Here is a 12823-nt window from a genome sequence, read left to right as displayed (position 1 = left end):
ACTCTGCTATCGATTTACTCGTCGGTGATCTTCGGCCCTTATCGGTTGATATTGATTTGACTTAATTAAATCTATTCAGTAACTTAATTTATAGTTAAGCAATTATAAGGTGTCGCTTGGATAGCTTAGATGAATTTCAACTTCAGTCTGATGTGGCATGGCAACTTTCAAGTTGGGTGATTTTGGAGTATGAATCTTATGTTAACAAAGAGAGGCTATATCAACTTCTGGTAGTTTATGAGCGAGATGGTCCTGAAGCAACTTTATATAAATTAAATGTATTTAGTCAAAAGCTCAGCCTTAATTTCGTGCTCATTGAGGGTAATTCGTTTATTTGGTGCCCAAATAAAAAAAATACACAGGTATTGTCTCTTGACGATTATCTTGCTGATATAAATCATATTTACAAATTAGCAGACTATATTGGCAAATTACGAACTGAAAGACACTATGTAAATGTTGTTCAGAAAGATCAAATTCCAGACTATTCTACTATCCCTTCGCAAAGGTACTGGAGAGCATATGTTGTTTTTTTACAGAATATTGCCCCAATGTGGAGTTTATCAGCTAAACAAGCGGCTTTGTTAGTGACTGGACACTCTAATATGGGGCCATTGAGTGAGGATGATTTCAATAATTATTTCACTGCGGCTCATCGGGATAGGCTTCATTTACTGTTGCTAATTCAAAGTAATTTGGAAAAATTCTATGGCAAAGATAGAAAAGAAATTTTGCAGTGGCTAAATACTAAACATGTTAATTTTGGCAATGTCTCAGCGTTTAATTTGATGGCTTCAGAAGAAGCAGGCATTTTAATCGTTCACCAAAATACTTCATTCCTCTTAAAAAATAAGCTCACTGGTTCATAATTCATCCATATCATGATGTATAAAAAATAGTATATAAAACGCTAGGCGAAATCCCTGAAGTGCAGGAGGGCGATTACGTTTTTGGATAGGCTCATTTTTATTGAGTTCTTTTATATTTAACCAATCCTCTGTTTCTAGCCTACTCATGATATCTAGATGAATTGCAGCTGTTTTGGGGTATTTGGGATCATAGCGGTCATCGCGGTTAAAGTTAGGCAGTTCCTTTGTCCAATGGTCCCACCAGTATTGACGTTCCTCACTATCAAACTGATAGCGACAGACCAGCGTTAATCTAACATTCTGAATATAATCATCATCTATGCTGATTAATTTAATTACCTCATACCACAGCTTTAGCCACTTTTCGCCATCAGTGTCAGGCAATGATGTTTTTCGGAATCGAAGATCAGACCATTCAATATCACAGAAGTCCACCATATATTTCGCAGCTAAAATCACTTTTTTTTGGTCATCAACGGGCAGTACATTATATCTGTTTAATATTTCACCAATAACGAGTTGTATATTCTCTTGCTTAGGTATTTTTACCAGTTTATCAACAGCGACTTTCTTTACTTTTTGAGAGCCAATATAGCCTCTACGTGAGCTGTTCTTGAATCTGAGTTTGACTTTTCCGTACTTGTGAGGGCTTTGCTGTTGACTAAAAAAGTAGTGCACATTTGCAATTGCTTTGTCAAAAAGCATTTCATCAATATTGTAGTTTTTTATGCAGGTTGTTCTATTTACATCATTATTAACATGTTGCAAAAGAGCATCGTAGATCAGCAACTCATCAATAGCGGTTGGCGTGATTTGTGTCAACGGCGCAATGGTATTTGGTGACAGCGTTAGCCACGAGTCAGTGCAAACAATGGATTCAGGATAGATATTGCTTACATGTTCAGCCAACTTATTTTGGATAAAACGATTAAAGCCATCAAAATAAGTACTACTGTGTTCTTTTTTATTTATTTCTCTGTAAAGGGTCCGAGTAGTGAAACCGGACAACGTAGCTTTTGCTTTATCAGTTAAATCGGGTAATTGTTGCTGTAGATCAGACCAGATAATCCAATGTGCGCTATGAATATAGTGGCAAAGTGTGATTGATGGACCTGAGTGACCGATGAATGAACTGATTGTATGCAAGGTGTTTCTTGCTGGTTGATCTTCATTTCGATTAAAAATATGGTTTTTGGCATCCGTTAAATGTTTAAAGGTAGGATGTTTTTGTAAGGCAGGGATCGGGTGGCTAAATTTATGAATATCGGCAGTCCAATACCAAAACAACCAAGTTGCAAATGAATGTCTTAAGTGGTGAAAACGAAAAGTATTATCGCCAGTAACACGTTGTAGTAGCGTTGTAAGAGGCATAAAAAGATGGTTGGCATGCACAACTTGCGCATCTCGGGAGAATAGCGGCGATTTATCACCGAAATAAAATAAAAACTCTGAATCTTCCAATCCTAACTTGAGTCTTTCAGTGCAATAATCAGCAAAAATATTTTTTTCTTGTTCATTTAGCAGGTGGCCAATAGGCAAGCGCCGTTTTGCGGATATGCTTTTTAGTTCTCTCGCTTGCGATGGCCAAATGATCAACGTTGCCAAGTTTGGTATCGTATTCTCGTTGCTGATACTCCATTCCAAATCACTGAGTTTTAAAAATAACAGTTCACTTCGACGCAGACCGCAGCGAAATCCTAGTATTAATGAGACGGATACGGCTTTTCGTTTCAGATCAAAAAGTCCTGTGATTTCGGCCGATTGTTGTAAAAAATCTATAGCATTATCATATTCCCAAGGCATTAATATGTTTGCATCAACAAGATTGGCTTGGTCTTTATTACCTGCGACGATAAAACTTTGAAAGATATAGCAAGGCTTAACCTGATAGTCGAGCTCTAACAAAATATGAAAATCTCTGAGAATTTTAGCCCTTCTAGCTTTTACCGCAGTGTTTTTGCCCGCATCAATGATCAGTAAATAGATATCTTCTAACTCATCGATAGACATATTGAGTGGATCTCGATAACCGATATGTACTTGAAGAGGAATTGCTACTGATCCAAGGTATGACAACAGTGTTGATGGTTTGAGTTTTCCCGACCATCTGCTTTGTCTTGTTAAACGGCTATGTGTCCATTCAACTAAAAGCTTTGTCACTGGGAGAATATTATTCTCCTTAAGCATCGGCTCATTTTTAATCGCATTTGCAAGCGACATTGATTTATTGGGATTTTTATGACTTTCTGCGTCATTATGTTTTCTTTTTTTGTATTCTCTCAGTTGCTGCTTAACCGAGGTTAACAGTGCTTTTGAATTTAAGAAGCTTTTGCTGTTGGTTGATTCTTGAGTAATGCTAGGGATCGCATGCGTTTTCGACGACTCTTCAGGTTGTGCATGGTCAATTGAAAGTGGTGGTGTTTTTTCACTTATCAGCCTTAAAAGAGGTTGTAATTTGAGTGTAAGGTTAATCTCTTTACCCGTTAAAAGTGGTAGTGAAAAAGGTGTTAAAGACAAATAGAGCAGACTATTAATCACTCTAAATAGCCAGCTTAATTTAATATTAGTCCTCGTTTGTGCTGGATTCAGTAGTAAGAACCTACGAAGATAGTGCTCAGGTGATCTTATGATTTCAAAACATGCTTGAGTGTTATACCAATGCTTAATAAGAAGTACTGTGAGGTTATCAGGGGTCCAGTTGTAAGGTTCATTTGCAGAGCCTCGTAATTCAAACCAAATCAAGCCTTTTGCAGATTGTAATTGCTTGTTATAAAGCAGGGACAAAAAGCTATTTAAATGAGATTGATTCAATAATCCACCATGTCGAACGGCACAGTAGAGTAGTCTGCCAAAGAGCGCTTCATCTGAAAGCTCCTGCATTTCAAGACTTTGAATAAAAAAAGTATCGAACGAAACAACCTCTTGGATTTCGTTGATATTGTCCTCGCGGATGGGGGGGCTTGGACGAATGAGTTTTGCCGGATTTTTAATCAGGAAGTCCGCACTGTACGAACTTCGATTGCTGTCTACATAGCTATTTAATTGTGCGGTGAATTTAACTTTTTTAACTGACTTTGACGGGTTATTTTCTGCTTTAAGCAAAGTCCAAAATATCTGGTCATAGTCCTGCTCTGAAAGGATACATATATTTTTTTCATTAATTTTTAGATTAAGGTTGCTCAGCTCCGTTCGGACAACTTTGTTTAGTTTTTCGTATTTCATGATGGCATTCCTTGGATAACCTTGATCCCAAGGATGTTTGATAACTCTGTTATGTATGGCTCGATGGTTTGATAAATTGCACGCATACTCAGTGTTGAACTTGAAGACCAAAATTGTTCGCCGATATTGGCATGGCCTAATACAGCATCAATAATTTCATGAGGAACTGGAGTGAATGTTGACTTAATCGATGAGGGGTCTTCCAAGAAAACTCTGAGTAGTCTTCTGTTTGAATTAACGGGCGCATCTATGTAATGAGACAATTGTTTATCATAGGAACTTACAGAAAATGGGACTATTTTCAACTTATCAGATTGGGTTGGCTCAATCTCTAAGAAAAAAAGTCTGGGTATCTGTTTTACAGGTGTTCCTAAACGGATCAGGCGTCCTTTTACGGCTAGTAGATGTTCTTCATAATGCTGCATCTGCTCAATAACTTCATTAACCAGAGGAATGTAGCGAGTATTGAATTCATCAGACTGACTTTTTTCGCGACGAATAAAAACTTTTGCAGGCAAAATAATATTTTCAGGTACAACAATAGGCGTTTTAAGCGGTCTGAGACCTGTTTGCAAACCGGTACAGAACAGCACATAAAGTGTAAAAAGGTTATGAAAATCATACCATTGCCGATAGTCTGCCCAAAGCTCTGAATACTTAATAGTGTTTGTTTTCAGGGTCTCAATACATTTTTGAATAACGGTATAATCAGGATGCCATTGTGAGCCTATATGTTCTTGTTGGTTACTTTTTTTTACGATAATTTGAGTGGGTGTTTGGATCGCACCTTTTATAATGGGCGCTAACAATTTAAGCAGACTGGTGTATCGATTTTTTAAAGTCTGTGTTGCCCGCCGTGTCAGGATAGTTGTCCGGTCTTTTTTTCACAATAGTTAGCGTCAGACGGCGGGTGGTTAGCAGGTTGAAATGGCTATATCCCCAGAAAGAAAAGAAGCGATCTTAAAGAAGTTATTACCGCCAGTCAGTCGCTCAGTAGCGCAGTTGGCAAGAGAGGAAGGCATTTGCGAGCAGACGCTGTACAATTGGCGTAATCAGTTAAAAGCTCAAGGATATGCTGTGCCGGTAAGTGGACAAAAGCCTGATGATTGGTCAGGAGAAGCAAAATTGGCGGTGGTGATTGAAACTGCCCCGCTATCAGAGGCTGAGTTAAGCCAGTATTGCCGTGAAAAAGGCTTGTTGGTTGAGCAGGTTAAAGAGTGGCGCAGTGCCTGTGTGATGGGCAATATGAGCGAAGCTCAGCGCAAGGCTGCTGAGAAAAAGCAGTCTAGAGAAGATAAAAAGCGCATTAAAACGTTAGAGCGCGAGCTTAACCGTAAAGAAAAAGCCTTAGCGGAGGCGGCAGCGTTGCTGGTGCTGCGAAAAAAGCTCAGAGCGTACTACGGCGAGGAGGACGAGGACAGTTAACGTCGGTTAGTGAACGCAGCTTAAACCTGGTCTGGTTTGATGAAGCCGTGTTAGCCGGTGCCAGGCGTGATAAGGCTGCACAGGAGCTTGAGATACCGTTGCGTTCACTGCGCCGCTGGCGGGATGAGCAAGGTGTGGTGCTTGAAGATAAACGGCCAGTAGCCATCAGGCAAGAGCCGAAGAACAAGCTTAGTGAAACCGAGCGCGAGCAGATACTGGCCACCTGTAATGACGAAGAGTATGCCAGCTTACCGCCATCGCAAATTGTGCCGAGGTTGGCAGATAAAGGTGTTTATCTGGCGTCGGAATCGACGATGTATCGGGTATTAAAAGCGGCAAACCAACAGCACCATCGTGGCAAAAGCAAAGCACCTCAGAAGCGGCCAATGCCCACCAGTTACAGTGCGTCAGCACCCAATCAGGTGTGGTGTTGGGACATCAGCTATATGCCCTCAGGCATACGCGGTTTATACTGGTATTTATACGCGATCATCGATATTTACAGCCGAAAACTGGTGGCTTGGGAAGTACACGACAAGGAATGCAGTCAACTGGCCAGTGAGTTGGTACAGCGTGCGTTACTACGTGAACAGTGCCTGTTTAAACCACTGGTACTGCACTCAGATAACGGCAGTCCGATGAAAGGCAGTACGCTCAGGGTAAAATTGCAAGAATGGGGTGTAACCTCCTCATTCAGCCGGCCCAGAGTGAGCAATGATAATCCGTATGTGGAGTCGTTGTTCAAGACGGTGAAATATTGTCCGCAGTGGCCAACCGGCGGCTTTGCAACCGTAGGTAGTGCCAGAGAGTGGATGTTAGAATTTACACGCTTCTACAATAATGAGCATCGCCATAGTGGTATCAGGTTCGTGACACCGGCGCAGCGGCATCAGCACCAAGATACGGCTCTGCTGGAAAAGCGTAAAGCGGTATATGAACAAGCAAAGTCAGATTACCCACAGCGATGGGCTGGCAGAGCAACAAGAAACTGGAGCCCTATAGGGCCAGTAAGTCTGAATCCTGAGCGGGAAATCGTGCCAGTTCAGGCAGCAGCATAAAACGGGAAAATCGGACAACTACCTTGAAAAACTCCGGTTGATAAAGTAGTGTAATAACTTCTGGCGATACTACCTGGCGGCGCCCTGTTATAAAGAAGGGTTGTCGTTGCTTGACCATATATCTGACATGACATAATGAGCATATGGTTACTGATCCGCGCTAATCCTCCTTGTTTGCCTTGTATGGTTTTATCGACAGTTGCTTGTAAAGTGGGTTTAAGTTCTTCTAGTTCAAAGCCCACAATTTTTGATTCGCTTGATAAATTGCTTTTCCTAAAACGTTCAAATGTGGCGGCACAAAATTGACTTGCAGGAAGTCTTAAGTATTTTGCGACTTTTAAGCAGTCACTTGTTTTTTCATGTGTCTTATATTTTAGGTCGAAAGCAGGAATGATCCAATGATGATTACTCAGGTCATAGGTGATATTTGTGTCAGTAGCGTTATCTTTTATTTCGTTGACAACACGTAATTCAATGGCATTCTCGAGCGGGGACGCAGTAAAAAACATACACATTAAAACGATCTGTTGGATCTGTTCAAGTGGCGAATGTTGCTCTGACGCCAAAAAAAACATGAGTTTTTGGATTTCTTGCGGTGACAACAACTGCAAACTATATGGAACATAGTTGTTTTGTCTCTCAAGTCTTTTAAGGGTGTCATTTGATACACGCCGTTGATGAAACTCATGAACATAAGATTCTAGAGGGATGCTTTCGTCAATAATCACAAAAGTACCAGTATCATCCTCGTCTACAACTTCGCCTGATAATAAGGCTTCAGGATCAGGTTCTTGTGTGGCTTCTATTAATCCATAAATAATAGGCTCTTCATCATCAAGCTCTGCCAACGTAAATGGGGTCAGGATCGTGTTACCTATTCTCTCTCTAACAGTCTTCGAGCGAGTCTGGGTTCTTGTTTTTCGGCCAACATTTCGGCGTTGAATAGGTGAACCACGGATCAAGCCAATTACACGTCGGACGTATTTAGCATTATCATAGATAAGCAACTTGTCATGGAGTGGATTGCTTTGGTCTTTACGGAGCGATTTAAGTTCTTTTGAAGCGGAAGGAAGTGATAACTCAGCCCTTAGTTCTTCTGCAAGCATATCAAGAAAAACGTGTAAAAGTTGAACTGTATTCGCTCTTCGGGTAGAGGTACTCAGACGTTGTGTTACGATGTCAGACTTAATCAGATGTCGGTAACCGATACTCATCCTGATAAAATCGCTGTTTTTAAATTCTATTTTTATATTTGATTTACGAGCTTCTGCGACAAGCGGTTGGATAAAAAGAATTGTTTGATGAAACTCAAGTACGGCACTTTTTTCTTGGCTATCCGTTGTATACAACATGGTATAAAGAGGATTTTTGCTGATGACGCCTCTTAAAGCTTTCTCAGGCTGGGTAGCCCCAATTGCTGCTGCAAATAGTGAGGAATTATGGGTAGCTTGCTCAACCAAGGGTAATAGCTTTAGTGCAGTATTGAGATAGCCAGAAGCTTGACTCTTCAGTATCGGGTTATTCTCAATTTCACTTATTAATTTTTGTGATAAACAGGCAATCGTATTTTTTAGAACAACATGGAGTCGAAGCAGATTAGTTGGGCAATTAATAAAATTAAGAAAATTATTATTCTCCTGTGAAACGGGTATGTTAAGCGATGAGAGAACATGTCCATAGTTAAAAATGATCTTAGTTTCTGACATCGATTTTTTGCTTACTGGTAAGTTTTTTAAACAGTGTTTTGACTTTGTCGTGGCCAATATTTTCAAACAGCTGCTTTGTCTGTTTTTCTGGATTTTTTGCGCAATTAAATAAGCGTAATGAACCTGCAATATCCGCAAGTGCTAGGTTAAATAATTCAGGCTGAGACAGTTCATCCAGATCATGCAAACAGCAGTTGATCACTTGGTCTTCTTTTAATAACAGCTTGGCCATTTCAAAGGTGCGAATACCTGCAATTAGCAAATAACCGAGTTCGGTTTTGACTAAATGAAGTGGATGTAAAATTAATAGGTTTTTAACGAGAAGTTCGGTGCACTCATTCGGCCCTAATAAATACATTATCGATGAGGTTTTAGAGGCAAGCCCCTTAATTTCTTCATGATAATCAGTGATGTCAGAAAGTTTAATCGATGCTGTTATCAATTAAGGCCTATTGTTAATATGAGTGGTATATCAAGCTATATAACAATAAATTTTTAGCATCATCAAGGCAAAAAGCCTACATTTCTTCAATTTCTTGTATTTGATGTAAAAAGCCACATCTATTACCACTGGCTTCCTAACAAACTCAGGGACAGTCATTCAGTCTAGCTTTTAATAAACTACTAGTTGTGAACCAGTGACCATCTGACCATCTAATAAACCTATACTTTTGCGCGAATTTTCCGCAAATGTCATTTGCAAACTCTATGAATATATTATCAATTACATATTTCTGACATGCAGGCTAAGTTAGATGCTGCACCACAAACGGCTACGATACGAAAACAAACCGTGGAGCACCCGTTTGGGACAATAAAAATGTGGATGGGTGCCACTCACTTTCTAATGCGGCGATTTACAAATGTCAGTACTGAAATCAGCTTACACATCTTGGCATACAACCTGATGCGTATTTCGGTGATTCCGAACAGCGATCCCGGTGTTATCCGATCACTCGTTAGCCGTTCTTTTTCATAACTATAGTTTTACGCTAAGTGATCGGATTGGTCTAGTTTTCTCATCGACTCTCCTGTTAATTCTATTCGGTGACTGTTGTGTAATAGCCTATCTAATAGTGCATCAGCGATTGTCGGGCTTGGGATCAGTTTGTACCACTCACTGGCCGGTATTTGACTGGCGATAATGGTGCTTGACTGCTGGTAGCGTATTTCCATCACATCCAACAAGTCGTTAGCCTGTCGCGCTGTTAGTGCTTCCATGCCCCAATCGTCTAGAATGAGTAGTTTACGTTTAGCCAAGGTGCTCAGTTGTTGGCGGTATGAGCCGTCGGCATGGCCGATATGTAGCTCATCTAACAGCTCACCGAGCCGGTAACAACGTACGCTGTGATGCTGATCACACGCTTGTGTAGCCAGCGCGCAGGCCAGATACGTTTTACCGCAGCCCGTTGCCCCCGTTAGGATAATATTCTGGTTGTAGTGCAGATATTGACCGCTGAGTAAGGCGGCCACTTTATCTTTTTTAAGCCCTCGACTCGCTCGATAGTCTATATGGTTAGCTCGGGCATCCACCCGTAACTTAGCCTGGCGAGCCAATCGCTGCACTTTGGTATTGTCACGGCACAGTAGCTCATGTGTTGCCAGCAAGCCTAATCGCTCTTCGAAGCTCATGTCAGAGTAAGTAGCCGGTTGCGTCTGTTGCTGTTGTAATGCTTGAGTAAAATGGCCAAGCCTCAACGCACGCAGTTGCTCATGTAATGTCGATAAACTCATCTCAGTTCTCCTTATTGATAATAACGTGGACCACGGATGTTGTGGTGGGTCAGCGGTGGTGTAGCCTCTGCTGTAGTGGCAATGCCGATGCGTTCTTTGTTATTCACCAGCAGGTTTGTAATGACTTTAAGGTAGGGCTGCTCCAGTAGCAGAGCTCGTTGGCTAGCCGCTTCAAGCCTGTCGTTACTATACTTTTTAGCCAAGCTTAGGATTGCAAGGCAGCTTTTAATCGCCTGCTCAGGATGTTGGCGTCGTTCAAGCTGGAAGCTGATGACTGCCCTGACGCCATTGCCTATGCTGTCAGCCCAACTCAGTAATCTTTCCGCGCTCCAGCGCTGTTTGATATGCGCATCAGGCATATGCTCTTTGACGGTAGTAAACCCTCCGTCTTGATGTCTTCTGGGGTGCTGGGCCACCACTTTTCCTTGGTAGTACACGCAGATGATTTGCGCGGTCGCTTCCACAGTGACGGTATGGCTGACCAGATTATGTGGGACGGAGTAAGCGTGTTTTGCATACAACACATGATAGTCAGGCCCGACACGCGCTTGCTTGCTATCGATGTACTCGTAAGGATAGGCCGGTAATGGCATCAACGCAGGCTTATCAAACCGAGTGTAAAGTTCATAACGAGAGCCTGGATGTACGCGTTGCTGACGATGATGAAGATCATGCAACAGCTCGCGGATCCGCTGATTCAAACTGCTGAGTGTATAAAAGTATTCATGGCGTAAACGCATGAGGATCCAGCGTTCAACAATCAAGACCGCGTTTTCAGCTTTTGATTTATCTTTGGGTTTATAGGGCCTCGCGGGCATGACGGCGGTGCCATAATGCCGTGCCATTCGAGCATAATTTTCATTGATAACAGGCATGTAACGATGGGTTTTGGTGACTGCTGAACGCAGATTATCTGGCACTAACAAACGCGGGATCCCCCCAAAGAACTGGAAGGCACGAGTATGAGCCATGATCCAGTCCTCCAGCTGCTGAGAGCGTCCTGCTTCAACATAGGTGTAATTAGAGGCACCCAAGGTCGCAACGAAGATTTGCGCAAAAAAGCCAATCTCGCCGGTATCAGGGTTAAGAATGGCCACGGTTGGGCCGCAGTAATCAATAAACAACTTGTCACCGGCGATGTGAAGCTGCCGCATGCTTCGCTTGAGGCTTTTAAGCCACGTTTGATAGTGCTCACAATATTGTGTGTAACCATAGGCCGTAGCGGGATCCAAATCACGATATTCCTGCCATAACAACAGCTTCGTCATGCCTTTGCGCTTTAGCTCCTGATGCATGCAAACGAAGTCTGGTTGGCGTTTATGCCGAGAGGTGTTTTTGCCCTTATAGACGGCTTTTTCCAGTTCAGTATCACTGGTTTCTTCGCCCAAAGGCCAACTTAAGCCGCTAGCTGCAAAACGTGACAAGATTTCGCTAACAGTGGCAGGGCCAACAGCGCAACACTTGCTGATGTCTCTTAAACTGAGTCCAGCGTTAAAACGAAGCCTCAAAATGTCTTTAATTTTGCTCATGTCTGTTCTCTTTCTAGCCATGGTCAACGCCTACCTAAGTTAATTAAAATTAGGTAGAGCTTACCAGTTGATTTGATTAGAAAAAGAATGGCATTTCGGCATTCCGATCAGCTATTTCGGAAAAGGGCTAAAAGTGATCGGATTAAACCGAAACAAGCGATCGGATTAAACCGAAATGAGTGATCGGATTGAACCGAAATCAGTGTTCGGATTCATCCGAAACATGCATTGTCCCATCACGGCCAGACTGCCATACCAGAACTGGCGATCCGGCCCAAAATCCATATAGTGCTCGACTTTTTCCTGATAGATCCGGCTTTTTAACTGCCCCCAGTGGGTATCGCGCTGCCAGCTCAGGTTAAGCCGCAGTTGCTGATTATCCAGCAAGTCCATACGCTGGTTAGCAAATCCCTGATAGGGCATCGCCTGATAGCCCAGCTGTACTTCAAACTGATCATCGGTTTGCTGGTAAGCCAGCCGCAGCTGATGATTCTGCGTTTCAAAGGCCGTGGAGGCGACCTCATTCAGCGGCAGGTTATGGCCAGGGCGGCCTGTGGCGGTTTGCGTTTTAAAATCTGCAGCAGCACGGTAGTTATTGCCCCGGCTCCAGTTGCCGCTATAGCTGGCAAAATGTTGCGAGTCGCTGTAGCTTAGCTTCAGATTGCCGCCCCTTGCCTGATTATTACTGCGGTAAAAGGCACCGCTACTGCCGGCAAAAGTCGCGCTGTCAGCAAACTCGACTGGTGTGGATTCGCTGATAATGCTGCCGCCAATACTATCACCACCCAGGCTCACCGGCGTGACACCGGCAAAGACCTGAATTTTACCGATGTCCGATGGCGCCAGATAAGACAGCGGCGGGTTCATATGATTCGGGCAGGCAGAGACCAGATCCATACCATCAACCTGGATCCGCAACCGGTCGTCCGCCAAACCGCGAATACTGGGTAAACCTGATACGGCACCAGCCTGTTTAATACTGACCCCGGCAAACTGACTGAGTATTGACGCGGTATCACTGGTGGCGGCCAGTCGATTTTTTATGTCTTCTGCCGAAGCTGCCTGGGCTGATTTTTTCGGTAACGCCTGTCCTGCCACCTGAATATGCTCGATCTCTGCTGCCTGCAGCGTGGTGGAATAACTTAATATCAACGCGAAAGCACAGCTTGAAAGTGCAGAGGACACAGCAAAAGCGCAGGGCTTTAATATCATGGGTTAACCTTAAATTGAGCTAAGCAGTTAAGGTTAATGGTAATAATTTTGGTCGCGCAGGTTAATGC

General features: G+C 42.7%; 9 protein-coding genes and 1 pseudogene. 3 read left to right on the top strand and 7 right to left on the bottom strand.

Translation table 11 applies throughout. The features are described from left to right. The first annotated feature begins 116 nt into the window (after positions 1 to 116). Complete coding sequence (locus ACUJFK_RS17535) at positions 117 to 869, top strand: hypothetical protein (RefSeq protein WP_445425658.1); 753 nt, start codon at positions 117 to 119, stop codon at positions 867 to 869. On the opposite strand, the gene ACUJFK_RS17530 is transcribed toward ACUJFK_RS17535, so the two are convergent. Together ACUJFK_RS17530 and ACUJFK_RS17525 are read right to left on the bottom strand one after the other, a co-directional pair. After that, entirely contained in the window at positions 864 to 4091 is a 3228-nt protein-coding gene (locus ACUJFK_RS17530; protein ID WP_445425657.1) for a tyrosine-type recombinase/integrase, read from the bottom strand. The two genes, ACUJFK_RS17535 and ACUJFK_RS17530, sit on opposite strands and share 6 nt — an antisense overlap. Beyond that, positions 4088 to 4900: a hypothetical protein gene (locus ACUJFK_RS17525; protein ID WP_445425656.1), complete on the bottom strand. Its 813-nt coding sequence runs from the start codon at positions 4898 to 4900 to the stop codon at positions 4088 to 4090. The genes ACUJFK_RS17530 and ACUJFK_RS17525 overlap by 4 nt, the downstream gene beginning before the upstream one ends. Positions 4901 to 5018: 118 nt before the next feature. On the opposite strand from ACUJFK_RS17525, the gene ACUJFK_RS17520 reads away from it, so the two are divergent. Further along, positions 5019 to 6574, top strand: a protein-coding gene (locus ACUJFK_RS17520) for an IS3 family transposase (protein ID WP_445424806.1) whose coding sequence is annotated in 2 segments (ribosomal slippage) — positions 5019 to 5502 and positions 5502 to 6574 — 1557 coding nt in all. Because the reading frame shifts where the segments join, the coding sequence is not laid out codon by codon here. Here ACUJFK_RS17520 and ACUJFK_RS17515 read toward each other — a convergent pair. Continuing rightward, positions 6559 to 8280, bottom strand: a complete 1722-nt coding sequence (locus tag ACUJFK_RS17515; protein WP_445425655.1) for a hypothetical protein — start codon at positions 8278 to 8280, stop codon at positions 6559 to 6561. The two genes, ACUJFK_RS17520 and ACUJFK_RS17515, sit on opposite strands and share 16 nt — an antisense overlap. After that, positions 8267 to 8722 carry a hypothetical protein gene (locus ACUJFK_RS17510; protein ID WP_445425654.1) on the bottom strand — a complete coding sequence of 152 codons (456 nt, stop codon included), beginning with the start codon at positions 8720 to 8722 and terminating at the stop codon, positions 8267 to 8269. Before ACUJFK_RS17510 ends, ACUJFK_RS17515 begins: the two co-directional genes overlap by 14 nt. Positions 8723 to 9019: 297 nt before the next feature. On the opposite strand from ACUJFK_RS17510, the pseudogene ACUJFK_RS17505 reads away from it, so the two are divergent. Continuing rightward, positions 9020 to 9259: pseudogene (locus tag ACUJFK_RS17505) on the top strand (transposase); the annotation flags it as partial. Between the two features lie 8 nt (positions 9260 to 9267). Here ACUJFK_RS17505 and istB read toward each other — a convergent pair. The 3 genes from istB to ACUJFK_RS17490 all read right to left on the bottom strand — a co-directional run bounded on the left by istB (position 9268) and on the right by ACUJFK_RS17490 (position 12755). Further along, complete coding sequence (gene istB / locus ACUJFK_RS17500; RefSeq protein ID WP_445425653.1) at positions 9268 to 10014, bottom strand: IS21-like element helper ATPase IstB; 747 nt, start codon at positions 10012 to 10014, stop codon at positions 9268 to 9270. A gap of 11 nt (positions 10015 to 10025) precedes the next feature. After that, the gene (istA, locus tag ACUJFK_RS17495; protein WP_445425652.1) at positions 10026 to 11564 is read right to left on the bottom strand and encodes an IS21 family transposase; all 1539 of its coding nucleotides are present in this window, start codon (positions 11562 to 11564) and stop codon (positions 10026 to 10028) included. 144 nt (positions 11565 to 11708) lie between these two features. Further along, the gene (locus ACUJFK_RS17490) at positions 11709 to 12755 is read right to left on the bottom strand and encodes a TonB-dependent receptor plug domain-containing protein (RefSeq protein ID WP_445425651.1); all 1047 of its coding nucleotides are present in this window, start codon (positions 12753 to 12755) and stop codon (positions 11709 to 11711) included. Positions 12756 to 12823 lie beyond the last annotated feature (68 nt).

This window comes from Alishewanella sp. HL-SH06, assembly GCF_052656265.1.
The sequence above is the reverse complement of the archived record's forward strand: the minus strand, read 5'-3'. Positions and strand labels throughout refer to the sequence as shown.